This is a genomic window from Enterorhabdus sp. P55 (genome assembly GCF_009911695.1).
Classification (GTDB): Bacteria; Actinomycetota; Coriobacteriia; order Coriobacteriales; family Eggerthellaceae; genus Enterorhabdus.
In genome coordinates this window covers 1-25,876 of record NZ_QWKK01000028.1, presented here as the reverse complement: position 1 = coordinate 25,876, position 25,876 = coordinate 1, and the positions used below count along the sequence as shown (strand labels likewise).

Below are 25,876 nucleotides of genomic sequence, written 5' to 3'. Positions count from 1 at the left end.
TCGGCTTCCTCGCGCTGGCAGGCGGCAGCCGCATCCCGCGCCTGCTGCACGGCCAGCTCGCGCTCGGCGGCAGCCGCCGCGTCGCGCCCCTCGAGCGCGGCCTTGAGCTCCGCTATCCTGGCGTCGCGCTCCGCCGTCGCGCGCTGGGCCTCGGCGCGCAGGGACTCAGCGGCGCGCTCGGCGGCCGCCTGCTGCTTGGCGGCGTCGAGTGCAGCCGCATCCGATGCGGCGCGGGCGTCAGCCCGAAGCTGGGCGATCTCGCGGTCCTTATCCGCCAGCTGCTCGCCGACGGCGGCGCGCTCCTGCGCCAGGGCCGCCTGGCGCTGCGCCTCCGCGGCCTGCTCGATGCGCTCGGCCTGGGCGGCCAGCTCACGCTGGAACTCCTCGTCACGCACCTGGCGCACGAGGGCTGCGTAGCCGTCCTCGTCCACCGTGAACAGCTGGCCGCAGTGGGGGCACTTGATCTCGCTCATGGATCATCCTCTCAGCCTGTGGGACTACAGGCGTTCTTCAGTCTCATTCCCGCCATTCTAGCGCGAGAACGCGCCTTCGGCGTCCCCTTCGTGGTACACCGTGGGCGCTTTTCGGCCCGGATGCCGCCCGACTACTCTCCCGCCAGCTCGCCCAGGCGCTCCCACAGGCGCACCATGGCCAGCGTGTCCAGACGGCAGTAGGCCAGAAGCCCCGCGCGCACCGAGGCGGCCTCGTCGGCGTCCAGCGAGGCCAGGTCGGCGAAGGCGGCCATGGCCTCGCTTCCGTTGGCTACGCCGGGCAGGCGATGGTAGTCGAGCTCCGGATTACCGGGGAACAGCGCCGGCAGCACCGCCTTGATCGACACCGAGCCGCCCTGGGCCGCCGCGTAGCAGGCGCCCGCCTTGAACGGCGTCATGAGGTCGCGCACCGCCGCGCGGATGGCCTCGAGGCGCTCCGCCAGGTCGGGGAAGGCCTCCGCCAAGCCGAGGATGACCGCCTTCTCGAAGCTCATGTTGTAGGCGAGCACGCAGGCTCCCTCGGGCACGGCCGCCACCAGGGCCTCGGCCAGGGCACGCCGCGGGTCGGCGCCGGCATCGGCCAGAAACTCGCGGTGAAGGAGCGGCGCGTCCGGGCCCTCATATATATGCAGCGAGAACTGCGAGGGCACCTGCTCGTAGGGGCGCAGGCCGTCGAAGGGCGGCACGGCCTGCTGGAACGTCTCGAAGTCGAGGAAGGCGAGCGGATACCACAGGCCGTCCAAAAACCGGCGCAGCACGGGCGCGTCGGCCAGCACCTCGGCCCCCGTCTCCCAGGCCTCGACTTGACGCGCGGGCAGCGCCCCCAGGCGCAGGCTCGGCTCGGCGGCCACGTCGGCGAAGGTGGCCACGCCCGCATCATAGAGGCGGAAGCGCCGGCGCGCCTGCCAGCCGGCCAGGTCGAAGACGCCGGGGCGCGGCACGTCCCGCCAGCACCAGGCCTTAAAGCCGCAGGGGTACGGGCTCGTGCAGTGCGGGCCGATGTCGTGGGGCGCGCGCCCGCCCTCGCGCCCCGGCGCCACGAGCGCAGGCTCCTCAGGGGCGTCGGCCACCGCCTTGAGCAGCGCCGCGCGCTCACCCACGCCGGCGGCAAGGGCGAGCACCTCCTCGGTGCGATCCTCCACGGCGAACAGCCCGGCCAGGTCGAGCGCGCCCGCGCGCACGTAGGAGCCGTCCACGTGCATGAGCGACGTCTCCAGCACCCGGTAGCCGCAGGCGACGAGCACCCAACGCTGAAACGCCATGTCATGCAGGTACACGTCGCGCACGTGGGTGGACGACTTCACCTCCACCAAGCGCACGCCGTCCGGCTCGATCCGCAGGATGTCGGCCATGCACAGATCGCCATCCGCGGCGAAGGTGGCCTCGCAGATGACGGGGCAGCCGGCCTGCGCCGCCACAGCGGCGAGCGGGTCTGCGCCCGCCGCCTGGGCCGCCAGCGCGTCGGTCGCCACCCGGGCCTGGGTCTCGTCGAAGGGCCACGCGTCCCACGGGACGGAGACGCCCGCCCGCGCCAGCGCGAGCACTGCCGCGGCCACCAGGCGCTCCGTGAGCTCGGCCATGGCCGCGAAGCCGCCCGCCTCCTCGAGGAAGGGCGCCTCGACGAAGGCGCCGTAGTAGCCCATGGCCAGATCGCCCACCTCGTTGCCCGCGGCCAGCACCGACTCGTTCATGACCGAGGGGTCGAACAGCTCGGGGCGGTGGGTCTCCAGCCACAGCATCTTGGGGCACTGCACCCCACGGGTGTAGCGCGACTTAGAGAGGTTCACAGGCGCTCCTTCGCATCTAGGGGCCGCCCTCGGCTGACGGCCGTTCGCCTATTCTACCGCGCCGGCCCCTCATGGACCCACGACGAAGCGCCGCAGGTCAACCCCCGCGTCCTCCGCCCAGCGGCAGAGCTCCTCGCCGTCCATCCCCTCGATCCGCGCCAGGTCGATCACCGCCGCGGGAAACCCTCCCATCATGGCCGTGCCGTACTCCTCCCGCAGGCAATCCCGCAGGGCATCCACGTCTATGAGCGTCATGGGGTCTCCTTCTTCGAGGGGTTCTCCATGCGCTTCTTCAGCTCGTCCACGTCAGCGCGCCAGCGAGCAACCTGCGACGGACTCATCTGGGCGCCGAGACTCCGAGCCCTATCCGACGCCATCAGCCGCACCTTAGACGTATAAGCGGAGTAGTCCTTCGCATCCACCTCGCACAGCCCGTTCACAAACACCATGAGCTTCTCGAAGCCAAACCAGAATGCGTCCACGTGCTGGGCGAAATCATCATCAAACAAGCCGTTGTAGGGACGCTTGTTGAGTTCTGCCATGAACAGGGCAACCTCTCGAGGGGTATTGCCGACCGAATCCTCGTCAATAGCCTGCGAGATGCCGTAGCCTCCCTGCGCAAAGCCACGGCAGCTTCCATCGCCATGGCAAAGCCATCTCAACGACCGATCGCAAGCCCCGTACGGGCCCCCATCGGAAAAGGCGCCGAAAAGACCGTTGTCGCGCACTACCTGGCTGTACGTAGCAAACGAGCGCCTCACCTCGCGAGCAAGGTCAGCCACGTCCTCCACGGGGTAGATGAACTCAAACTGAGTCGCGTTGGAGAAGGAGGGAAGTCGAGACAACTCGAGACCCGCGCCCGTGATGCCGCGAGCTGAAGAGGCCATGACGGCGTCTGCCGCCGCGCAAGCGGAGCGCCTCGCCTCGTCGATCAGACGAGCAAGCTCCTTGGCGTCCCTCTCTTCCTGGCTCTCGGGCGAAAACGTGACGAAAGAGGAGAACGCCTTGCTAATCGCCTCGCTCACGGCCCTGATCATCTCCTCCGTGCCGTGGGGGCCGTCGCTGGCCTCAAGATCATCCGCCGCCTCTTCGGGCTCTGCTACCTTCAGCCCATCAAGGATGAGCATCCTGTAGCGAAGACGGCCCGCAGCCTCACGAACGGCAGCGTCAACGTCAAGCTGCGGGACGGAAGCCAGGATGCGCTCCGCCAGCGAGATGGTCTGCTCGACCCGCCTCAGCATCTCAGCTCGATCCCCCATAGCGAGAAGAGCCTTGTAGCGCTCTTTGTAGTTGATCGTGCGAGGCATGCGGGGATCGCGCTTCAGCTCAGTCGTAACCTTTTCCAAAGCCAGGCTGGCATAGCCGTCAACGGCGCTTTTGACACGAAAGGATCGAGCGCCCACATCGTTCGTGAAATTGTGTATCGTCCCTTCCAAGGCACGACGAAACCTGTCTTCCCGCTCTTCGAGCCTCTGTCGCTCGCGCTCCTCTTCCTCCTTTGCGAGGAGCGCCTCGGCACGGGCATCTTCGTCGGCGCGAGCCGCCTCGTCACGACGCATGAGGGCATCGCCCAACGCATTGCCGAGCGTCGAGCCGAGCTTCTCGTAATCCATCAGCGTCAACCCCTCCCTACAATCCCAAGGCCTTCTTGGCGGCGGCCACCGCATCCTCATCGGGATAGAACTCAGCCGAGATCGCACCCACTATCTCAGGAGGAACGCGCTGCAGATCCTGGATGCAGCTCATGGGCAGCAGAATTCTACGCGCCCCGGCGTTCACGGCAACGCGCATGATGTCTTCCAGGCCCGTCAGAGGATCCATGGTTCCCGACAGCCTCAGGATGCCTGGCACCACCAACGACGCCGCGACAGGCCGATTGGCCGCCGCGGAGCACAGCCCCACGAACTCGGCAAGAGACAGCTCGTCGGACAAGCCCTTGCCCTGCAGGTCGTTGTAGAACAGCAGGTAGTCCTTGGAATAGATGTGCATGCCCTGGGCAACCCGCGACCCGTTGGACTCGAAGCAGCGGAAGGCCGCGTTCATCGACTCCTTCACCGGACGGCTCGAGCCAATGCCCTCGGTCTTGAACTTGAGCTCTCCCGCCACTGCTCGGTTCTCGAGCTTGTAGATAGCCATCTCCTCCGAGCGGCAGGCGCGCCCTACGGCGAAAACATGGCCAGGCAGCAAAGGGCCGTCGGGCACGAGGGTGCCGTCGGACTGCTCAGGCACGGGAACCACCCGCGCATCCTGAGGGTTATCGATGTCGATATAGCCGAGGCTCACGTCGATGAACTCCACCCCCGCCATGATCTTGAGCTGCTCCTTCACGCGGCGCCGGCCCTCGATGGCATACTCCAGCAGCATCCGAACGTCCTCTTTTCCCATCTGGCCGCTGGGATAGAGGAGCTTGGCCAGGCCGCTGAAAGTCTTGCGCACCGCAATCTCATCCCGCTTGTTGAAATCGGCGTTAAGCCGGAAGAAGCGATCTATGATGTGGGTGTAGTCGCGCTTGCGCATCTCCCTGCAGAACTCGCTCAGGCAGTCGGTGATAAGGCCGTAGTGGCCCGTGAGCAGATTGCTGCGCATCTTGGGAATCTCCCAACCAGGCAGATAGCAGTGAATGCGGTCGAAGAAGGCGGAGTCGTTGTTGAACTCCGGGGGGAAGGGCTCGAACAGGTGCGTCGTCTTCAGCACGTTGGCCACCGTGTCGTTGATGTTTCCCTCAAGTACGATAGACGCATCGGCGTTAACCTGGTCCCGACCGCGCGCATAGCTTCCCGAGGCCATGTAGTCCTTCATGATCTGGATGGCGTTCTCGTCCTTGAAGCGCATGCCGGAGACCTCATCGAAGGCGATGCAGTCCCATGCCCCCACAAGACCACCTACGCGCCTGCTCCAGAACCCCATATGCCCGAACAGGTTAGCCGTGGTAGTCTGACCGCCCGAGAGCAGAATGGAGTAGGGGGATACCTCCTTGTAGACATGGGACTTGCCCGTGCCTCGCGGCCCCAGTTCGCACAGGTTGTAGTTTCGCTCGATAAGGGGAACCATCCGCTCCAGGAAATGCATCCTCTCCCGCGGCGAGAGCGCGCCAGGCTCGTAGCCGGCCGAGCGCAGGAGGAGCGCCATCCACTGATCAGTCGTGAAGGCGGAACGCTGCTCGATGATGTCATCAAGATTGAGGTTCGGCATCTGAATGGGGCTGAGGCTCACCACGCTGAAGGGAGAGTCCTCGGGCCCGCGCTTCCTCCTGGATTTCGCCTTCTTCTTTGCCTTGGACGCCCCGTCCTCAGAAAACACGTCATCGAGTTCATCTCCGAAGGAGGAGGAGAGGTACTCGATGCGCATGATGCACCAAATGCCCCCTTGGAGAATCTTCATGTACTCGCGAACATACTCCAGGGGCATGGTGAAGGGCTCGATGTCCAGATTAGTGAAGTGCGCTACGTATAGATCGGCATACTCATCTAGATGGGCGCTTACCTTGTCGATAACCGTGTACTGGCCCAACTCGCGAATCTTAGACTTGATGATCTCTGATTCATCGGGTCGCACGTAGTTGTTCGTGAGGATGGCGCGGATGCGCTCCAGCCCTTCCTCCAGGGCCTCGGGATCGTCTGTTGAGCAATACATGCCCAACAGATACTCCAATACGAAAGTGGGCACATTGGCCCCCCGCTTCATGAGGGCCGTCAGATCCTTGCGCACGATCTTCCCCGGGAATCGCTCCAAGGCCAGGCGATCCACCTCGTCAGCAGAAAAGCCCGCACCAGGGAAAGCCTCGCCCGCCTCTTCGTCCTCCTCCACAGAGATCGCCGCGCGGCCCTCCGTCGCCTCGTCAGGCGCCCAGCCGCGCGAATCGCACGGGAAGGCAGCCTCCTCGCCCTCCCCCACGGCCTCGGCCGTTGCGGGATAATCCGGAAACACGGGAGGCAGTTCCACATCCTCGCCATAGGACCAGACGTCGTCTGATCCAGCCTCATAGTTCTCCTCGTACATAGCGTCTCCTAAAAACCAAAGTCAATCGTAGGGGCAAACGCCATTTCCACCCTGAACTCCTCGCGCCAAACGGGCGCAGGATCTCCCTTGCGGCACGCCACCAGGTAATAGGGCTCGCTCGCAGAGTACGACAAGCCCTCCCTCAACGTGAAGCGCACCGTCATCTCGCGTTCCCCCGCATCAACGGAGGTACGATCGGCCGCAGCCGCGCGCACATCAGAAACCTCGTTGCCATCGGCGTCCACGAGCACCAGGTCGTAGACGCAGGGCTTCACGCGACCCTGCACAGGCTCGCTCTGGCCAAGGCGTAGGGAGAAGATGGCGCTCGTGATGCGACGCTCCGTCTGAACGACCTGCAGAGAGGCGTAGCGCGCCTCCTCCGCGGACTTGGATCCCGCGCGCTTCAAACGCACCCGCAGCACGGGCACGCACAGCTCCTGGAGGCTCGCGCCTCCATGCGCATAGCAGCCGGCAGGACCCGGCCGACGAAAACGTGCGAAGCCACGGGGGGCCAGCCCCACGAGGCCCTCGCCCAGCTCTGCCAGGCTGAGGGTCATCAAAGTTCCCCCTCCGCAGGATTCTCGCACGACGGCATACCGCTCCCCCGCGCACAGAGCATCCTCAGAGGCCTCGCCCAGAGAAACGCGCTCGTGCTCCTGAAGGGGTCGCCGCGTATACAAGAACCCATGGTCGGCCGTCACCACGATACGCGAGGCCGACAAGTCGTTGCCCGCCATCCGCACCAGGTCAACGAGATCATCTACCGCATCCTGGCAAGCGCGAAAGACATCATGGCTGGTAGACGCAGTCTCACCTGCAGCGTCAATCCTGTTGTGATAGACGTAGATGACCTCTGCGCCTCGGGCAAACTCCTTGCGGTCGGCTCGTCGCATGGACACAAGGTCGACCGAGCGAACAGCCCGGGCCGTCGGTCGGCGCACCTGCAGCGCAGCCTCACGCTGCGCCGTGTCAGCCGCGGGCAGCCCATCCACCCGCACTTCCATCTTCTCACCAAGAGACAGGGCGCGATGAGGCAGAAGCGCCGCCATGCCCAGGGCCGTAACGGAGGGAAAGGGAGCCTGCGAGGCCTGCACGGCAACCGACCCGCGCGTCTCACGCTCAAGACGCTCGGACAGGTCGCGCGCCACCTCGTAGCGCAGACCATCGCTTATCAGAACCACGCATCGACCACCAGCCGCCTCGGGCTCTACCACCTCATCGTAGAAGCTCCGCAGCAAGGGAACGCCCGGCGTCTGCTCTCCGCGCGCCCAGCTATCCTCGGCGGTACGCATCCAGCAGCCGTTGGCCTCCGATAAGAACCAGTTCTCATACAGGTTGTCCATAGCCTCGGCCAGCGCTTCTGAAACCTCACCCAGACGCTCGCCGCCATCACGGGAGCAGGAGCGAAACGCCGTGCAGAACCGCCGGTAGAACGCATCCATGCGCCACCAATCATCGACATAGGAGCGCCAGACCTGCTCGGGCGAGGTCAAGTGGAACGCATCGCCATGGCTTCGACGGAAGTCGTCCATGGCGCCGGCTGCATCTAAGGCGTCGTAGTAGCATGCCACGCGGTCGTACCAGGACAGGTTCTTCCTCGCGTCCACCACGGCGCGAATGTCAGCGCGTCGATCGGCTCCGGCGGCAACGGAGTCCATCAGATCCCCCAAGAGCACCTCGTCTACGAGGGGAAACACGTCGCTTTGCATGAGCGAATCGATGCTGGCACGACCAAATCGAGCAGCCAGATCGCGCGCATCGGCTACCCGTTCGCACAGAGCTGCCAGATCCTCTCGATCCTCTTTCCCCGCCTGATCCATCCAGCCGTGAAGCGCGCTCAGGCAGAAGCGGCCATGGGCGGAGGAGAATCGTCCCTCCAAGCCCGCCATGACATCCGCAGGCACGGTGGCAGCCAAGGCCGACAGCAGAAAGTGACTGGCTAGCGCATCGGCATCGCTCAGCGATCCCGCATACCCAGTCAGGGCTTCCAGGTAGGCCGCGGCGTCATCGGCGATCCCAAAGCGCTCGAGCGCCGACTCGAGCTGGCCCGGCTTTTCCGACTCCCGCTCACGATCCAAGGCGAGAACCCATGCCTGGACAATGGCCTCTGGCTCAGGCGCCACGCGGCCAAGCACATAGGCCAGAGCCCCGCAGAGCAATGCCTTGCGCGTGGAGGCGCCGGGGACCGCCTGGGAGATCCACGCCACCCGATCCTTCGCACCGAAGAACGGACGGTAATCGCGCAGGGCCCGACGCATTTCCGTCGTGTCCTCGGCACCCAGCGATCCGAGCAGCAGCGAGGCGCTGTCAGCCTGGAAGACGTCTGCGTACAGCGCGATGTCGGCCAGCCAATCCCCCTCCGAGCATCCAGAGGAACGCTGCCGGTACACCACGAAGTCGCTCTCCTGGTCTTCCCGGCAGAGGAGGCGCTTGACTGAGAACATGTCGCCCTCGATCGCTTTCAGCAAACGAACCCTTCGAGGCAAGCCGTCGACACCGGGCAATCCATCGGAGGCCAGCAGAGAAAAGTCCTCGGAGAACTCGCCTTCCGCGTCATACCACATCACTATGCGGCGCCTTGCCCCTGCGTCAAGTGGCGCCCCGAGAAGCGCGGTCAGCTGGCCGAGAACCTCCTCCGCTAGCATTGCCCGACCTCCCTGGACGCATCGCAACCCTCCCATAGCCGCTGGAGGCTGTCGGCACCGGCGAGAACCCCCTCACGATCCGTCCGCCACTCGCTGCCGCCCAGCAGATCGTCGTCAGACACCACGCCAAAATGCCAGAGTCCCCAAAGCAGCGTCTCGGAAGTGATCTCCGTGAGGAACCGATAACGCACCTGCACAAGGCGCTTGTCCCCGCATTCGCTCACCGCTGCCACCTCGGCCCCGACCGCCTGCTTCAACGGGGAGTCGATCTTGAACGTCCGCGAGGGGAACGGCGATCTGGAATAGCGCGCATCAGACCATACCGCCGAAGCTCCCGCAGCATCCGTGAGGATGATTTCAGGACGCGATGCGCCCGGCAGGCCATAGGCATCGAATGAGACCTCCACAGAAAGCTCCTCGCCCACCTGCGCGGCAGCAAGGCCGTCGAAAAGACAGACGATCGACTCCCTCAGCTCCAAGCCGGCCTCCAAGTCAACTCCCAGGGTGCCGAAGCGAAGAGGGCTGTTCGGATCCGTCGAGGAGCGGGAGATGAAGACCTTAGGCAAGCCGACGGATTCCCATAGGCACGCAAGCTCTGTCGTCGAGGCTCGACGCACGGACAGACGCGCCTCGTCCCTACGTCGTTGAGCCACCTCGGCCTTGCTCGGCGCCAAAATACCCCTTGTCCGGAGGGCCTCCTTAGTCGCCGTCCCTAGACGCTGGCCCCGGGTTATCGCATCAGCATGTTCGGGAAAACGACCCTTAAGGTCAGCGACAGTGGATGGCCTCGATTGGGCCGGCTCGCCAGAAAGCGCCTTTTCTATGGCGACAAGGGCAGCCTCTATTACCGCAGGGTCGTCAGGATCGGCCAAAACACCGCGCTTGCGCAGGCATTCCTTCGCAGTCATTCCATAGATCCTCTGCGCACGGCTTGCAAGTGCCTTCAAACACAATTTCTCCTGCGGATGTCGCTTCTCCAGATCCACCACAGTCTTCGGTCGATCATCCACCGCTGCATATACCTCGGCAAGGGCCTCGACAAGGGCGATCACCTCATCGTCATCCACCGTCTCATCCGCCTGATAGCCACCCCTCAAGATGCCTCGGCGCTTGAGTTCCTTGTTCATGGTTGTCCCGAAGATCTCACGCGCCTTGTTCGACAGGGTCTTGAGCTGAGGTGCCAGGTCGGGATTGTCATAGAGAAGCTGCCCATAGCTAGACGGAGGAACAGCATCCTCGTAACGAGAGGACAGCTCCTGCAGAATCTCCTCGGCATCTACCTCCACGGGGCGTCCGCCCTGGGAGGCAGAGGGAGAGAAGCCGAAGGCCTCAAGCATATCGGATCGGCTGGCATAGCCCAAGTCGCGATAGAGTTTGGTGGCACGCTTGCCCAAGCCCTTATGGTCGGTGTCAAGGCGAGCGATCTGCCTATCGGGATACGCCTCATTGAGCTCGTCGATGAGGCTCTGCTCCTTTTCGCGCAGCTTCTCGTCAGCCACGACGATCCGCTCGACCATCGCTATCGACCCCCTTCCGTCCTCGAAACGCACCCACGATCACACCGCTTCAGCCCTACGAGCGCGCCTATTTCCTCCACAACCTGAGCGATGTCCAAAGGCTCTACCTCCAGACGGATAACCACCCGAGGATGACGTGCCCTTTTGCTGCGAATGCTCAGGGGCTCCACCTGATCAACCACCGCCGTCAGGTGCGGAAGAAGGAAGGCCAGGGCAAGATAGTCGTCGTTGCGCAAGAAGAAGCCTTCCAATGGGTTGGAGTCCAGATTGCCCAGCGTTCTCCCCTTACAATCAAACGCCTCGATGCCGACCGGCTGGAAGAACTCGGACTCCCAGTCAGATCGAAGCCCGACGACCGATCCAGGAACCAGCATCTCCACATGTTCCGCGCGGCCTCGATAGGAGGATCCCGTCAATTCCACGCACAGCGGCATCTCCTTCAGAAGAGCATAGACCGCACGCACCGCGGACAGCCGCTCCTCCTCTTGGGGATCTCTCCAATTAAGGGAGTACGCCCACCTTCCCGATTCCCTCAGCCACTCCTCCTCTTCCTTCTCCCGTTCTTCCTTCTCCCGTTCTTCTTTTTCCCATTCTTCTTCGATGGGATAGTCGTATTCTTTCCAGTCAAGCACCGCCCGGAAATAAGCAGCAGCAACGAGGCCGAGGCTCTCCCCCTCAGACTCCATGACGGTCATGAGATCCTGCCACAGCTCCTTCCGGGTAAAGGCCTCCTGATGCGACTCCACGACGCATTCCGAACCCCCTAGCAGCCACCTCCTCACCGTTACCGACTCATATCCGTCATACTCATCGGCATCCAGCATGACCACGCCGTAGCGCCCCTCCGGCAGGGAGTGAAGAAACGACTCAAGATCCGCGCAGTTGGATAGCCATTTCGTTCTATAGCTGAAGCGAATCAGCGCCGGATCGTCCTCCACCTCTAGGTAGACGTCGGCAATACCGCGTTCCGACGCTCCCCCAGCAGCCATCGCGCAGGAGAGGGCCAAGGGGTCGTCGTAGCCATCACCCTTGGGCAACGCACCGCCGGCACCCTGAGGATCGGACGCGAAGACACACCAGTAATACTCGACGAGAAGGGGCCGCATTGCCTCCGCCGCAGCAGGAAGATCGTCGACCCCCTCTTCAATTCCCTGCGGCATAGTCTCCCCTAAAGCGGCCTGGAGATTGCGACTCATCGCGCGCAAGACCCCGAGCATGTCCTCTGGGCTCGCCGCGATGACTACCTCGTTGCTGTGAAAGTTCGCCACGACATCCTCCTACTTGATCTTGGCTAGCACGTCCTGAAACTTGGCGTAGTTCACCTTCACGCCGTCATCCAGGTCTATCTCTATCATCTGATCGGCAAGGTGATGCACCTTCTCCTCGAAGGCCGCCGTCTCAGCGAGCTGCTCGCGGAGCAACTTGAGCTCCTTGGCCGCCCGCGCGCGATCGGGGCCTGACGCAGAGGCCTCCGTCTCCTCCAAATGAGCGATGCGCGTACGATAACGTTCCTGCTGCTCGTGTACGTAGTCGGTGCGCAGGCGCGCCAGAAGGTCGGGCTGATAGCGGTGCAAGTACACGAGCGCTCTGAACCCGCCCTTCTTGCCCGACTCGAACAGCCAGTAGATAGGCCGCTTCTTGTAGGTCTTGCAGTGATCGGCGAAGAACTCCTTTACGAAGTAGGCGCGTATCACCTGGCGCGGGCTCCCCTTGCCGCCGAGCGCGTCGGCCACATAGCGCAGGTTCTCCTCCAGCGTCTCCGCCCCATAGGCAGCGCGCACCCAGTTGACGAAGCCTCCTACGATGTCGTCCTCGAAGTACTCTGCGTCGGTGATGGGAAGCACGTTGCTCGCGTCGGGGACGAAGACGGGCAGCGGCACCTGAGCCAGGTAGTCCTCGAGCGTATCGCCCTGATTGGCCAGGATGAGACCGTCCTTGTCCAGGGAATAGCGACCGAACATGCAGCCCACGGCGTAGCTGATGAGCGAGACGATCTCGTCACGGCGGGTGCGCACGTACTTGTTGCCCTTGAACGACTCGGGGATCTCCTCGGCGGTGTCGAAGATGCGCGCCACCGACACGTACTTGTCCTCGACCTCGATGGGCACCTCCCCCACCATGCCGTAGATCTCCGCGAAGATGCGGTTCAGCTCCTCCTCGTTGGCCTTAAGCTGGTCGAAGCGCGCATTGGCCTCGGCTTTCCAGGCCTCGTACTTATCAGCGATAAGGGTTGCCATCGTCAGCCTCCTCCGTCTCGGCACCATCGAGTTCCCGAGGCGCCTGGGCGCCCGAGCCCCGCAGAAGGCTCACGCCGGCTCGCTGGCAGAGGGAGCGCAACAGCGAAAGCTCTACCTCCACCCCGTGCTCCGCGGCCAGCCTCAACCTGAGGGATTCCTCGTCCACCGGCTTCCCCTCAGCCATGAAAGCCAGGAAATCAGGGGTGCTGAAGGAACCCTGGCACTTGCAGAACAGATAGGTTCCGTTAATGCTGGTGAGCCTCAGGCGCCCGCCGACGTAGCCGGTGGCGATGAGCGACCCCAGGAAATAGTCGCCGGCCGACGGCAGGCGGTCGCGCAGGGCGCTCACGCGATGGCTGAAGCCCGCCTCGCGCAGCGACCGCACCGAGTAAGGCCGCCCCGGCTCCATGAAGTCGATGACAGCACGCACGTAATCGCGCAGATCGTCAGCCGTCACTGGATCAGGCAGCTGCTCAAGCGCCGACACGCTGAGGAACCGATCCTTCAGGTACTCCACCACCTCGAAGGCGCGAATGCGCTTGTTCAGCTCAGACCTGAAGGCCTCGTGTCTGAACACGTCGGGCCCGAATCCCTCGTCATCGATGCCGAAGGTGCGCCGCCCGTCGATGAGGCTGCCGAACATGGCAGCCTCATCGACGTCCACGCGAACGACCAACCCTCCCGAGGGGCGGTATCCGAGCTCGGCAAGGTTCTCCTCGTTCAACAGCAGCGCCGGAGACTCAGGGAAGGCGGCCAGGAAGCGCTTCCGAACCGCGTCGAGGGGAAGGTAGTCCCTTCCTTCCAGATCACCAGACAGGAAGGCTCGCTGGGCGCTCGTCAGTCCTGCGTCCACGTAGCGGTACACGCCATTGCTCTCATAAGCCTGCATGTCTTTGAGGAACGACCCGCGGAACGTGGCCGGCTGCACGCCATAGCGCTCCTCGTACGCGTCCGCCAGCTCGTAGGCGTCAGCAGAGCCCAGATCGCGAATGAGCCCTATCACCTGGCGCTGACGGTCGCCGTCGCCGAAGCAGAGCATAGGACGCTTGCGCACCTGCATGCGATCGAGGTCGCCCACCCCGCGTCGAATGGCGCAATGCAGCTGGTACCCATCGCGCAGGTCGAGGCTAGCCGCCACCCGCAAGCCCTCCTCGTCACGCATGATGAGGGCCGTCGAGCACTCGATGTCTCGCTGGCTCCAGCGCTCGAGGAGCGCACGCAGCGGCTCGAAGTCCTGGGCTTCCCAGTCGTAGTAGCGTATGTCGCGACGCACGCCGTCTTCGTCCAAGGGAGACGAAGACGCCATGGCGAACTCCCACCGGTCTAGGCAAGCGGAGAGGGCGCGTGGCCCGCTTCCCTGGAACACACCGTCGTCCTCCATGCCATACTCATCCACAAAGGCGCGATAGAAGCCGAGAAGCTCATCGAGCGAGATGCAGCGATCGGAGGCATGACGGCGCAGAAGCGCCTCGATGACCGGTCGTCGGCTCAGACGTACGCGATGACCGTCTATGTAAGTGAATCCCTCGTCGACCAGAGAGCGGATGCGGGAGCGCGTCAGCTCATCGAGAGACGGATCATCCAGCGCGTCTTCGAGCGGAGCTCGATTGTCCTTCTTGGTCTTCGCCACCAATGCCAGGTACTCGAAGGTCGCGCCAGGCTCGCCTGTTATGGCGGTAAACTGCTCCTTGCCCATGGCATAGCCCTCAAACAGGGGCAGCAGGCGATCCTCCTCCAAGGTCGGGCGCTTGTCGAGCGCCTTGGTCACCAACTGTCGCACGCGCTCGCGGGTCACGCCCAGGCAGTCGCCGCACTCAGCCAGCGTCTTTCCCTCCAGGCGAAGCTCGAGGGCGCGTCGATGAGAATCCCTGAGCGTTGCCGCCCACTCCGCTACCGTTAACAGGGTGACGGAGAGCTCACGCGTATCCAAGTCGAAGGAGAGCGCCTCCTCCTCATCGGCGAGCAGCATTGCCGCCACGGCCCAAGCTTCTCCCAGAGGCACCGAGAGCGCGGTATACGCGCCTCCCTCCTGGACGCTTCTCAGCATCTCGCGCGCATGACGACGCAAATCCACGCCGCAAGCTAGAATGAGGCGATCCGAAGCCTCCACCTCTTCTTGGAGGCGGTCAATCAGCACCTCGGGGTTACCCAACGAGCCATCATCTTCCGTGCGGGCAGACACCACTGGTAACATCATGATGGTGAAAGGCTCGCAGGCCACCGGATATCCCCGCGCCTCTAAGTGGCTGCGAAGACGGTCAGTCAGATCAAGGGCTTGCGACGTGAAGTCTGAGCAAAACTCCTCGAGGGACACTCGATCTATCATCCCTCGCTTCGTCAGTGCCCAGGCCCCTGGCCCAGCAACCAAGACGTCGAGCACCTCCTGCACCTTCTTGTCTCCAAAGTAGCGAATCTGGCGCAAGCCCTCTTCGCCCTCCTGTAGCACATCGTCCACCGTATTCAGGCCGTTTGCCTTGAGGGCACGCAGAACGGGTAGCGACAAGCCGAGGTCTTCCACGAAGACGGGCCCATCATCCCCAAGACCCTCGGAGGCACCTGGCCGATCGTCTGCCACCTGCGCCTCAGCCACGCAAAGCAGGCCGAACAGATCGAAGACGTATTCGTCCGAACCAGAGAACTCGCAAAGAGCCCCGAGTTGACGCGCAGTCACGGGAAAGGGCAGGTCCGTCGACGACGCAGCGACAGCCGAGCGAATCTCGCGAATGCTGCGAGAGCCAAGGCCGTTGACGTCATCCAGCGTGGGCAGCAGCGGCAGGAGATCCCTTAGACGCTGAGCGCCGCTGCGGCCGAGGAAGTTTGACACACGGGTGGAGAATCCGTACTTCTCGAGGGGAAGATCCAGGGCCGCCGGCCGAAGCGCCTCCGACGTCGCTTCCTCCTGGTCGGCAAGAGGCGACTCGTCAGACTCCTCATCAGGCAAGGCGCGAGACTCACCAGACCCATCAGGCTCGTCAGCCGCCCCCCGGTAGCCGAGCCGCGCAACCAGGGACTCCACCTCCTCCTCGGGAAGGTAGGTGTCCGAGTAGTCTCGGGGCGCCCCGCAGCCCACCAGCAGCGTCTCGCCCGATATGGCGACAGGCTCCGAGCCAACAGCGGGCGAGCCCGCCTCCGCCCATGCAGCGCCAGCAGGCCCCAAGGTGATGGCCCCCTCCTCGCAGAGCATGACCAACGCCTGGCAGAGCTCTGCGTCGGAGTAGGAGGGAACGCTCCAGCGCAGGTTTTCCCGCAAGCACGGGCCGTCCGCCCGCTCCAAGATCCCCCGCAGCTCCCCCATCAACCGTTCGACGCGTTCTTCCATCTCACTCCCCGTTTCCGACTTCACAGCTTTTCGATCGTTCTGACTCATATCGTGTTTGGAACCTCTTCGTCTCGCCTAGATGACGCACCTCATGAAATAGGCAGAGCAAGCCCCCTATGCTCGCAGCTCCTTCTTTTACAGAAGGAGGCGATTCGCCCATGGACTTGGTTATTCAGTTGCCGAAGATTGCCGCCTCGGCGGTGGGGTTGGTAACGGCGACGGTCAACGCCGTGCCCGCAGCACGGGGTTCGCGCCCCGAAACGAAAGCTGATCGCAAGCGCTAGTTTGCTTGCGGTCAGCCCGAAAACAAACGGCGCTGCCCGCAACACGAAACACGGGCATCCGCTAGCGTCACCATAGCACGCGTATAGATGCCGAAAAAGACAGAGATTACAATTGGGGCGTTTAAGCATCGCATGCCTTCAATGTCTTCATCCATCTTTTCATGGACGCCTTGTTGACGACCACTCTTGCTGAAGCCCCCTTCTTATCGAAATCGAGAAAACAGATGAAAGTGTCTCTTTTAGCAAACTTTACAAAAAAATTCCCATGCGCAATAGCGTTTCTTAAATGTCGCAACAAGGCATGCAGCTCTGTTTCGTTGTTAGACTTGACCAAGTAAATACATCGCTTCGTGAAATCAACCTCTTCGACGGGAGCCAACTTTAAATCAACTCTCCTATGATTTCCTATTTCGATCATCTCGACTTTTACGTTTGCTTCGTTCGCTAATTGCTCAAATACTAGATCGGACTGCTCTTTTGGCAATTCTTTGACCGCGTTCTTCGTGGCTATCCCCGGAGCTCTTTGAGAGAAATAATCAACAATACCCCGCAAAGGGAAGGCCCTATCGCCTGTAGGCGAAATCCTATATTCCTCAAGCAACTCAACAGTCATCAAGATCACCTACACCATCGGATGACGAAGGAAATCCCAAGAAGCTTCAAAGGAATCCCAATCGTTACGACTTATCTCAACACAACACTCCACTAGGGCCGAGTCTATTCGAAAAAACACCTCATCAGACAGTGGAAGATTGCCCAGTGGGCCTTCATGAAAATCCAATGTTGGAGACAATATTGCTTGGAACGATTTAACAACTGAACTATTAACAAAGCCAAGGCATTTCATCAACGACTCATGCGAGGCCGCAAAACACATTGATCCTTTGGTTTCAAATACAAATCCTCGAGGACTATACCGCATAGAAAGATCTGCGCTCGATATTGTTCCCCATGTCATACCTTCTTTGAAATAATAGCTGGGATTCCTGATAACAGACCCCTTAAAACCTCGCATTTCGGCACCATCATTTTCCCAATTGGCAACTATTTCATTGTTGCCATACCACTTCCTGAATCCTCCCCCCTTGTTGCAAGGAAACCATCGCAATGAACACCTACTGCCAGAGTCGCCAACCGCCGAATTATTCAACTTGCACTCCCACCATGAACGTAAAAATCGAGAGTTTTCCCCCGTCGCAAAACCCTGCCTTGGGACAGCCACATTGAGTAGAGGAAGGTGAGCTGCAAATGCGCGCAAAACTGCATCGCTAGCCCAGTAGGCTATGGGGGTGCCGGGGATGGATTTGAAGGAGTCGGAGGAGCGGCGGTAGAACCAGCCGCAGGAGGGATTGGCGATGGCCTCCAGGGTTTTCGGCGCTTGCTTGGCCGCGCCCACGAAATCGGAAAGACGCACATAACCGCCACGATACCGCAGGACAAAGCCTTTCTGGAGCGTGAACGTGCAAATGGGCACCGTCGCTCCAGCGAAGCCCGAGTACTCGAGCTGAACCAGAGAGGTGATGGTCGCGTCCTCGATAATCTTGTTACGGAGCTTCTCATAGGTGCCGATGAACATCCAGACGTAAGGAGTCATGAAACCAAGCTGGCCGCCCTCGCGAGCAAAATCGAGGTTGCGCTGAATGAAGCATGAGAAGAGGTCTCCCTTTACGTCTGGATAATTCTTCTTCACCCAATCAGAGAGCCACTTGTTCATGTTCTTGCCGCCCATGTAGGGCGGGTTGGCTACGACGACGTCATAGGTCTGTGCCAAGGGCGCGCAGTTGGCGAGCATGCGGGCCACCATGGCGTGGGGGTGGTGGGCCAGAAGGTCGCCGCCGGCCTCACGGGCGTCCAGCTCGTCGTCGGCCCGCCTAAGGGCCACTATGTCCTCAGGCTCGGGCACGAAGAGGCTTCCGCACTCTCCCATGTGGGCCATGGCATCCAGCAGGGCCGTGCGCTCCGCCAGATAGGGCATCTCCCCCAGCTCTTCTTCCGAAAGCTCGGCCGGGCGCAGGTACACGACGCGGGCGCGCACCTTCTCGTCGCGGCGCAGGAAGCGGGAATCCCACTCGCAGGCGGTCATGGCCAGGGCGAACGAGGCAATCTGCGCCGCGCGCGGGTCTATCTCGCAGCCGGTGAGGTTGTTTCGCAGAATGAGCCGCGGGATGTCGCGGCGGCCGTAGCCGGCCTCCTCGTACATGGCCGCCAGCAGCCGGAACGCGTACACGAGAATATGACCGGAACCACAGGCCGGATCGATGACGGTGATGGTCTCGGGCGCTCGCGGCAACCCTTTTTCCGACGCCTCGGCAACCGTGCTCGAAGCAGCGTCGCTCTCCTCGGCTCCCAAGTCGTCGGGGATGTAGTAGGGCATCTGGCTCGGCAGGGCGCTTTCGGGGCGCGTCTGCACCCAGAGGCGACCGAGGGAGTTCTGGGTGAGGTACTGCACGATCCAATGGGGCGTGAACAGCTGGGTGGCCGGCGCTATGGCGCCTGCATCGGCCTTCTTGCCCTTCTTGAAGCTGGCGAACACCTCGTCCTTGCGCTCGCTGATGTAATACTGGTACATCCAGCCGACGATCTCGACGCCGCCGCGCCAGTCCTCCTCGGGAATATCGTCGACCAGGCGCTCGATCACGCTGCCGCTGCGCAGCAGACCTTGGGGAAGGAGCAGCTCCAGAGGCGCCCCCACCGGCTCGAACACATCGGGCAGGCAGGCCGACAGCTCGCGGCATTGAGCGAGCAGCACCATGCGAAACAGCGCCTCGTCGTCGCCTGCCGCCACCAAGGCGGCAACGCCCTCCTCGTCCAGCCCCTCAATGCGCACGTCAAGCGCCTCGCGCAGAACCTGCGGGCGAAATGATCCGTCCTCCGAGGAAAGCAGGCGCACATGGCAGGGAAGTCGATCGTTCAGCTCCATGAACCGGATGGCGGTCAGGCGGTTGAACCAGGTGTAGGCGGCCCTCTCGACCAGGGCCTCGTAGCCCTGAGCGTCCCGCATGCGCAGCAGGTCGGCACGCTGGCGGCGCTCGGCATCCGAAAGCAAGCGGCCACCCACGCTCGCGGCATCAGCAGGGACGTGGGCCTCGGGGGCAATGCCCCAACGCAAGGCCTGCTGGCGTACTTGGGACACAAGCTCGTTGCGCGCCCAGATGCAGAAGCCCTTGATAGCGGTATCGTTCACGATCTCTCCTAGCGCACGGCCACGACGCCCGCCTCGTCAAGGGCGCTCATGAGCTTCTTCCTGATGGTCGCCACGTAGGCCTCCACGTCTTCCTCGCTCGAAAGCCGCTTCGCCGGGCAGAGCTCGCGCTGGCTCAGATGGCGAACAGCCGGGCGAGCAGGACGGCTGTCGACACGAGCGGCCGGCGCGACCGCAGGCGTCGAAGGCTCCTCCCCCCGGGAGACCGCATCCGCCTGGGCGGGGGCGATGTCCTCTTGCCGCGCACGCTCAGCCGCAGTGCGCTCGTTTCGCAGGCGGTCAGCCTCCAACGCCTTGTCGATATCGGCAAGGCATCGCTCGCGCCAGGTGTCAAGCTGGGCGCGCAGCATATCCAGATCTCCGCACGTGACCGCGTTGAGGGCCTTGTCCTTCCGATCGGTGAACTCCTCGTTCACCGAGGACAGCACGTTGGGCGCCAGGGCGGCTGCGCCCCCCTCCTCGGCATAGGCGCGAACCTCCTCTAAGACCAGCGTCATCTGGTCAAGCAGGTCGTTGCGTCGCACACGCACCGCCTCGCCATGGGCAGCCTGCACAACCCGGCCAAGCTCCGGCAGCTCACGCACGCGCTCGTAGGGCTTCTCGTCGACCAGGACCTCCTCCAGCTTCGCGAGAGCCTCTTGGGCCTCACGGCTCGAGACCAGGTAGGCGGCCTCCTTCTCCATCAGCTCGTTGAGAGACCATGCCTCGTCGAATAGGCGCTGCTGATTGGGAAAGAAACCCTCCACCAGCTCGAAATCCTCAGACCAGTCGAGAAGGGCCTCTTCCGCGCCCACAAACTCCTTCATCAGGGCAACGTCGTCGCCCTGGACGCAAAGCACGGTGTTGGCCAGGCGCAGCCCCTCTTCCACCACGGCGCGGCCGGGATACTTTCGCACGTCGTAGGGGCCTTCCAGCAACGCTTGGGTTCGCGCTCGGCGAGCCTCCATGACCTCGACTATCGCGCGCGCCAGCCCGTCGGCATCCTCGGGAACCGCGGGCTCGCCCGTGAAGTCGCGCATCAGCGAGCGCGCCTGCCCCATCAGCGAGGCCGAGGGCAGCACACGCTTGCGCACCTCCAGCCCATCGGCCCCCTTCCCCATAAGAAGGGACTGAACCTCACGGCGCGAGGCGGCATCGGAGATATCCTTCACGGCGCCCGCCACCCTGAACGTCACCTTCTGGTCGGCGGCCAGCTGCGCCACCACGCAGGCCACGTCGAGCTCCCGCCAGCCATAGGGCTTAGCCTGATACTTACGCTGCACATCGCCCATGGGAGTAGCCGCATGGGCACGCTCCTGAACCTCCAGGAAGCGCTCCACCTCTTCGAGGGCTCGTTCGTTGCCCCCGCCCGTGCCCTTCAAGCTTCGCTGCATGCCACCCATGAGCACCCGAGTAAGATCCTCCTGGCCTTCGATAGGCGCGTCGATATAGCCGGCCTTCGTGAACACGGCGCTGACCAGCTCGTCAAGCGCGGCCTCGAGCGCCTGCGCAGCCGTGGTGGCCCTTACGTCTACCAGCTGGCCATCCACGGCAAAACGAGCTCCGACAAGGGCATCGGAAATCAAGCTGCGGGCCTCTTCGAGGGCGGCAGTAGCCTCCTTCTGACGATCCGCGATGATGCGCTGGGTGCCTTCGGGCAGCTGCTGGACGTTCTGGGTTCGCACATAGCGTCGTATCTTTACCACGCCTTCCAGCACATCGTAATAGCGAGAGTCGACCGCGAGCGCCACCAGGGCCTGATTCGAGGAACGCAGGGCAAGCGCTCCGTCGTCGGCATCCGCCAGGTCGGGGTGCGCCATCGTGACCACGTTAAGCCGCATGCCGCCTTGGGCCGCGCCGTAGAGCTGCTCGTCCACGTAGCGGTCGATGGGAAAGTCGTTAGCGCCCTTGCGATACTTTCGCGCGCGATAGATGTCCTCGAAGATGATCTTCGCCACCTCGCCCACCACGTCGGCGGCCTCGTAGGAGGTGTTGGCTATTGCCCGCGCGATATCCTGTTCCTCATCGGTGAGGAAGCTGAAGCGGTCGCCGGAACGAGCCACGTAGTTTTCCCGAACCAGCCGATCAAGCGACGCCTTCACGTCCTCGCGCAAGCTCACCTTGTCTACGCCCAGGTCATCCACCATGAGGATCGCCACATTTGCCGCCGTGGGCTTGATGTCGTTGACATAGCGAATAAGGTAGAGGACCTTGAGCACCTCCACGTCGCTCGGCATGAGGCCGTGACCTGCCTCCGCGGCCCGCGTGGCGCGCTCTATCACCTGGCGGATGCCATGCTCGAGGAACGACGCAATGGTGTCATAGAAGCGCCAGAGCGGCACAAGCGCGGTTTGGGGGCGATCCTGGATCTTCTGGGCCGCCTCCTGGAACCCCGACAGCATGCTTCGCTCGCCGCCCGAGAGGTGCTTGCCAGCATTGCCATGCTTGCGTATCTCCGCCAAGATGCTCGGCATGATGGTGAACTGATACCCCGCGAACGGATAGCTCTCCGCAAAGTCGATGGCGTTCGCGTAGCCCTTCAGGTCGCTTTGGCTGTCCTCGAAGGTGAACAGGTTCTTGAGCACGGCGGACTGCTCCTCGTACTCAGCGGACAGCAGCTGCCTTGCCACGTCGGTCTTCTCGAGTACGCGGCGCTTGATCACCTCATCCACGCTCGACGACGAAAGCGAGAGCCGCGTGTTGAAGCGTCCCTGGATCTTAGAGAAGTCGTTGCCGGCCACCTTGGTTACCTCGTCAATGGCCTCCTGGCTGGTCACCATCACCCACACGCGGCCGGAGCACTTCGCCCCCAGCTCCTCGACGATGGTCTGCAAGTTCAGCATCAGGTCGACGTCCTTGCCGATGAACTGCCCCACCTCGTCCACCATGAAGAGCAGGCGGAAGCAGCCGCCGTTCTCCGCGGCTCGAGCCTCAGCGTAGTCGCGTATCTCATCGGTAAGCTTATCGGGAGACACCGCATCGGTCTCGGTGCCGTCGAACCAATGCTGAGCGTTCTCCCTGCTCCACCCAAGCGCCTCCATGAGGGCCTCTGTCACGTCATCCTCGAAGAAGCGGTAGCTCTCGCGATCCGCTAGCCAGTCGCCCCCGTTCACGCGGGCGAAGGCGGCGCGAAACTCACCCGTCTTGCCTTGACGCTCGATGAACTGCTCAAGACGCGCCAGCTTCAGGTCCTCGCCGTAAAAGCCCTGATGCTCATAGAACACGCGGGCGAAGGCACGCAGGAGGGCCGTGCGAGCCTCCGCGCCCTCCTTCCACTGGCCGCCCTTCGAGTCTATGTTGAACAGGATGGCCTCGGTGGGAATCCCGGCGGCACGACGCAGCCGCCCATCCACCAGCGGATCAGCCAGCTTGCCGTCAAAGTAGCTCACCGCCGGAACGCCGTCCACCGTGCTGTTGGAGAGCAGGTAGCTGAGCATCTTCAGGAAGTGCGACTTGCCGCTGCCGAAGAAGCCCGATATCCATACCCCCACCTTGTCGGTGGGGGTGTCTATCGCGGCGCAATAGCACTCGAGAAACTCCGCGAAATGGCGCTGGAGCTCTCGAGTCACCACATACTCGGAAAGCTCCTGGCGAAGCGATTCGGTGTCATCCTGGGCGACCTTGACCACGCCGTTGATAGGGCGGTTGATGTCTTTGGCGAAGAGGCTTGCTATCTCCATGGTGAAGTCCTTCTCGAAAGGGTCAAAACGATAGGCAAAAGCGGATGTCAGACCAGGTTGAATGCCCGGTAATAGCTTCCATCGGGCAGGCCAGGTGCCCGAGCCCCCGAGAACAAGCGCAGCGACTGTCCGTCAAAGCGACCCGGATAAGCCACCACCAGCGGCATGTCGTGGAACACGTGCTGAAGATTGTCTAAGACGTTGTGCACGCGCATGAAGGGGTACACCTCCCCCACTCCAGTGATGAGAAGCACATCGCCAGGCTGATGGGGCTGATAGTCCATGGCCCTCACGAAGGCTTCTGGAGTGGCCACCTTCGCCAGCTGAGCTAACAAGGCGTCAGTGCCGCGCTTGGCCTCCTGCTGGGGGATCTTGTCCAAGATGCGCCGTTCCTCGCAAATGGCCAGGAAGACGTCGTAGAGGTTCCGCTCAACAACGCGGCAGGGAAGCGCACCGGACTCGGCCTCGCGTACCACCCGAGCGAGAAGCTCGCGCGCCTCCAACTCGAGCCTCGGGTCGTAGCACAGCATGAAGATGCCCACCTCGTTGCCCAAACCCCGATTGGCAAGGAAATCCGGGTCAGCCAAGCGATCACGCAGTACCGCGATGCGGGCGGTGAGATCATCCCGAGAGTCAACGGCCACGTCACATCACCTCAGAGCAGTCAAAGGGGCGGAGCAGATGGGGGTCCCCGTTTTCGCGGGCCGCGCGCATGAGATCGGGGTCGGCGCAGACCCGCAGGAGAAGGTCAGAGTGCGGCGAGGGGCGTAATCCCACCTGAACGAGGCAGCTTGACAGAACGCCGCGCAGACGCTCCAGGGTTGAATCGCTCCACTGGGCGGCCGATCCGTGATCATGCTGCCAGCGCGTGAGAAAGGCCGCTATGTCGCGACGCGAAAGGGAGTAATCCATCGACTCCAAGCGGGCGCCCACCTCATCCACCATGAACGAGGCAAGCAGGGGGTAGACGCGCATCATAGCGTACAGGTTGATCTGGCGTGCCTGGAAGGGCGTCCCCTCAGCCATCAGCTCAACCAGACGCTCGTTTCCAAGCGCATCCAGGCGAGCCAAGCAGACGCGCGCCACCCGGCGGATGTTCGTCGTGCGGGGATATTGAAAGAGGTTCTGGCCAAGCGCTCGGCTGACCACCTCATCCTCTGAAAGGCCGTCTTGCCGCAAGCGCGCTACCAGACGTATCTCCGGGAGCAAGAACTGCTCACGCGTAAGCGAGCCGCCTCCGCGCGTTTTAACCTCCGCAGCGCTCAGCAAAGCCCCGCCTCCTGACAGAAGAAGCAGGGTGCCCAACCGCATGGCGTCTCGGCGTCGTCCGAGTGGCAGCACGTTTGCTCGGGAGAAAAGAAGCGCAGCAAGACAGAGCGCAGAGCCCGCGCTGCGCGATTACGGGAAAGACGAGATGGCACGGGGTGGGCGACGCTTCCGCGTCCCTTAGGGGCAAGAGCCCTTAAAGGGCACCCCCCCCCATGATTTTCTTCCCCGTAACGATTCTCGCCATATCCCGCACTGCCGCCTTATGATTGAACGTCATCACTCTATCAAGTCAGGATAATAGCATAAGGGCAGAGCGCTGCCCCCGAGTCGCCGCATGAGCTGGACGACATGATGGGTCAGCGCCTTTTCCAACGCCCCTGCTGATTAGCAGGAAAGATAGCAAGCCCAGGAACTAACGGACGCTCCCCCACCTTCAGGAGCCGCCCGCCACGGTCACCCGTCCATTCCACTGTTGCAGGCGCCCTCACGCGCCGATGGTCAGGTCGTCCTCGTCGAGGGCCTGCAGCCAGGCGATGTAGGCGTCCGGGTAGTGGGAGGCCAGGGCGGCGGCGGGGCTCAGGGCGGAGAGGGCCGCGGCTGCGTCAGCCACCTCGCCCGCGGCCGGCAAGAGCCCCTCGGCCTTCGCGAGGGCCGCGACGCGCCGCTCGAAGGCGTCGAGCGCATCCGCCGCCTCACAGGCGCCGGCGGCGTCAAAGCCCACGCCGGTGTTGGCGCGGAAGGAGGCCTCCATGGCCGTCGAGCGCGCCGCGCCCGCAAGCCACGCGTCAGGCGACGGCGAGCTGGCAGGGACGCGGGCGACGCCGACCCCCCAATCGCCCATCACGGGGGCAGAGCTCGCCAGGGCCAGTCCGGGGGCGGGCACTCCGCAACCTCCGCGGTCGAGGGTCGGCGCGAGGCCCAGGCCGCCCTCGGCGGCCGTCGCCCGCGGGATGGTCACCGTCACGCCGTGGCGGCCGTAGCCCCAGCTGGCCAGCGGCAGGCGCGGCACCAGGTCGCTCGCGCTCACCACGTTGAAGATGTTGCCGTAGCGCCCCTCCTCCGCCTTGCGGCTCACCGCCGGCGAGGCGAAGGTGTAGGCGTAGACCCCCTCGGTCGGCGCGAGCGCCTGGGAGGTCCTGCCCAGCTCGTTCAGGCGGGCGGCCAGCAGGTTGGCCACAGCACCCCCGCGGCTGTGACCCGTCACCAGCACGCGGGTGCGCGCCGGATCGACCCCCAGGTCGTCCAGGTAGGAGGCAAGGGCACGGGCCAGGTCGGCCTCGGCCTCGCGATAGCCGCCGTGGTCGGGCCCCTCGCCCAGGTTGAAGTTGGTGAGCCACTCGAAGCCGTAGCTGCCGCGCACCCCCACGAACACGAAGGTGAGCGGGCCCTCGTCCGCGCCGGCGCCGGCACCCGCGCCCAGCGACGCGGCGGCCGAGGCGGCGTCGTGCGCGCCCGGCGCGCCCCGAT

General features: G+C 63.3%; 15 protein-coding genes and 2 pseudogenes. 1 reads left to right on the top strand and 16 read right to left on the bottom strand.

Translation table 11 applies throughout. The features are described 5' to 3' along the window. The 10 genes and pseudogenes from D1643_RS04610 to D1643_RS04565 form a co-directional block, all read right to left on the bottom strand. Positions 1 to 473, bottom strand: a pseudogene (locus D1643_RS04610) (hypothetical protein); the annotation flags it as partial. Between the two features lie 131 nt (positions 474 to 604). Next, complete coding sequence (locus D1643_RS04605) at positions 605 to 2,278, bottom strand: DUF2779 domain-containing protein (RefSeq protein WP_160709107.1); 1,674 nt, start codon at positions 2,276 to 2,278, stop codon at positions 605 to 607. A 69-nt stretch (positions 2,279 to 2,347) separates the two neighbouring features. After that, positions 2,348 to 2,533, bottom strand: coding sequence for a hypothetical protein (locus D1643_RS04600; RefSeq protein ID WP_160709105.1), 186 nt, complete (start codon positions 2,531 to 2,533; stop codon positions 2,348 to 2,350). Further along, positions 2,530 to 3,891, bottom strand: a complete 1,362-nt coding sequence (locus D1643_RS04595) for a hypothetical protein (RefSeq protein WP_160709103.1) — start codon at positions 3,889 to 3,891, stop codon at positions 2,530 to 2,532. Before D1643_RS04595 ends, D1643_RS04600 begins: the two co-directional genes overlap by 4 nt. A 16-nt stretch (positions 3,892 to 3,907) precedes the next feature. Continuing rightward, the gene (gene brxL / locus D1643_RS04590; protein WP_160709101.1) at positions 3,908 to 6,277 is read right to left on the bottom strand and encodes a protease Lon-related BREX system protein BrxL; all 2,370 of its coding nucleotides are present in this window, start codon (positions 6,275 to 6,277) and stop codon (positions 3,908 to 3,910) included. An 8-nt stretch (positions 6,278 to 6,285) separates the two neighbouring features. After that, positions 6,286 to 8,922: a BREX-1 system phosphatase PglZ type A gene (pglZ, locus tag D1643_RS04585; protein WP_255478046.1), complete on the bottom strand. Its 2,637-nt coding sequence runs from the start codon at positions 8,920 to 8,922 to the stop codon at positions 6,286 to 6,288. Continuing rightward, positions 8,916 to 10,439 (bottom strand): hypothetical protein, encoded by a 1,524-nt coding sequence (locus D1643_RS04580; protein ID WP_160709097.1) that lies wholly within the window; start codon positions 10,437 to 10,439, stop codon positions 8,916 to 8,918. Before D1643_RS04580 ends, pglZ begins: the two co-directional genes overlap by 7 nt. A gap of 2 nt (positions 10,440 to 10,441) precedes the next feature. Beyond that, positions 10,442 to 11,707, bottom strand: coding sequence for a hypothetical protein (locus tag D1643_RS04575; protein WP_160709095.1), 1,266 nt, complete (start codon positions 11,705 to 11,707; stop codon positions 10,442 to 10,444). Between the two features lie 9 nt (positions 11,708 to 11,716). Beyond that, entirely contained in the window at positions 11,717 to 12,676 is a 960-nt protein-coding gene (locus D1643_RS04570) for a hypothetical protein (RefSeq protein ID WP_160709093.1), read from the bottom strand. Continuing rightward, the gene (locus tag D1643_RS04565) at positions 12,657 to 15,995 is read right to left on the bottom strand and encodes a DNA-directed RNA polymerase subunit alpha C-terminal domain-containing protein (RefSeq protein WP_160709091.1); all 3,339 of its coding nucleotides are present in this window, start codon (positions 15,993 to 15,995) and stop codon (positions 12,657 to 12,659) included. The genes D1643_RS04570 and D1643_RS04565 overlap by 20 nt, the downstream gene beginning before the upstream one ends. Positions 15,996 to 16,153: 158 nt before the next feature. Between D1643_RS04565 and D1643_RS12035 the strand changes: the two genes are divergently transcribed. Further along, a complete protein-coding gene (locus tag D1643_RS12035; RefSeq protein WP_255478045.1) occupies positions 16,154 to 16,279 on the top strand; it encodes a hypothetical protein in 126 nt (41 codons plus the stop codon). A gap of 121 nt (positions 16,280 to 16,400) precedes the next feature. Here D1643_RS12035 and D1643_RS04560 read toward each other — a convergent pair whose 3' ends face one another. The 6 genes and pseudogenes from D1643_RS04560 to D1643_RS11565 form a co-directional block, all read right to left on the bottom strand. Continuing rightward, the gene (locus tag D1643_RS04560) at positions 16,401 to 16,892 is read right to left on the bottom strand and encodes a hypothetical protein (RefSeq protein WP_160709089.1); all 492 of its coding nucleotides are present in this window, start codon (positions 16,890 to 16,892) and stop codon (positions 16,401 to 16,403) included. Positions 16,893 to 16,901: 9 nt separating this feature from the next. Next, positions 16,902 to 19,463, bottom strand: coding sequence for a BREX-1 system adenine-specific DNA-methyltransferase PglX (gene pglX, locus D1643_RS04555; RefSeq protein WP_160709087.1), 2,562 nt, complete (start codon positions 19,461 to 19,463; stop codon positions 16,902 to 16,904). 8 nt (positions 19,464 to 19,471) lie between these two features. Further along, on the bottom strand, positions 19,472 to 23,140 hold the full coding sequence (brxC, locus tag D1643_RS04550; protein WP_160709085.1) for a BREX system P-loop protein BrxC: 3,669 nt from the start codon (positions 23,138 to 23,140) through the stop codon (positions 19,472 to 19,474). 47 nt (positions 23,141 to 23,187) lie between these two features. Then, positions 23,188 to 23,784, bottom strand: a complete 597-nt coding sequence (locus D1643_RS04545) for a DUF1788 domain-containing protein (RefSeq protein WP_201750961.1) — start codon at positions 23,782 to 23,784, stop codon at positions 23,188 to 23,190. Position 23,785: 1 nt separating this feature from the next. Next, positions 23,786 to 24,409: a DUF1819 family protein gene (locus tag D1643_RS04540; RefSeq protein WP_160709083.1), complete on the bottom strand. Its 624-nt coding sequence runs from the start codon at positions 24,407 to 24,409 to the stop codon at positions 23,786 to 23,788. A gap of 484 nt (positions 24,410 to 24,893) precedes the next feature. Next, positions 24,894 to 25,876, bottom strand: a pseudogene (locus D1643_RS11565) (hypothetical protein); the annotation flags it as partial.

Excerpts from the sequence above, each read along its gene's own strand:
- D1643_RS04600 (WP_160709105.1), bottom strand. The coding sequence starts at position 2,533 with ATGACGCTCATAGACGTGGATGCCCTGCGGGATTGCCTGCGGGAGGAG.
- D1643_RS04595 (WP_160709103.1), bottom strand. The coding sequence starts at position 3,891 with ATGGATTACGAGAAGCTCGGCTCGACGCTCGGCAATGCGTTGGGCGAT.
- brxL (WP_160709101.1), bottom strand. The coding sequence starts at position 6,277 with ATGTACGAGGAGAACTATGAGGCTGGATCAGACGACGTCTGGTCCTAT.
- pglZ (WP_255478046.1), bottom strand. The coding sequence starts at position 8,922 with ATGCTAGCGGAGGAGGTTCTCGGCCAGCTGACCGCGCTTCTCGGGGCG.
- D1643_RS04580 (WP_160709097.1), bottom strand. The coding sequence starts at position 10,439 with ATGGTCGAGCGGATCGTCGTGGCTGACGAGAAGCTGCGCGAAAAGGAG.
- D1643_RS04570 (WP_160709093.1), bottom strand. The coding sequence starts at position 12,676 with ATGGCAACCCTTATCGCTGATAAGTACGAGGCCTGGAAAGCCGAGGCC.
- D1643_RS04565 (WP_160709091.1), bottom strand. The coding sequence starts at position 15,995 with ATGGAAGAACGCGTCGAACGGTTGATGGGGGAGCTGCGGGGGATCTTG.
- D1643_RS12035 (WP_255478045.1), top strand. The coding sequence starts at position 16,154 with ATGGACTTGGTTATTCAGTTGCCGAAGATTGCCGCCTCGGCGGTGGGG.
- D1643_RS04560 (WP_160709089.1), bottom strand. The coding sequence starts at position 16,892 with ATGACTGTTGAGTTGCTTGAGGAATATAGGATTTCGCCTACAGGCGAT.
- brxC (WP_160709085.1), bottom strand. The coding sequence starts at position 23,140 with ATGGAGATAGCAAGCCTCTTCGCCAAAGACATCAACCGCCCTATCAAC.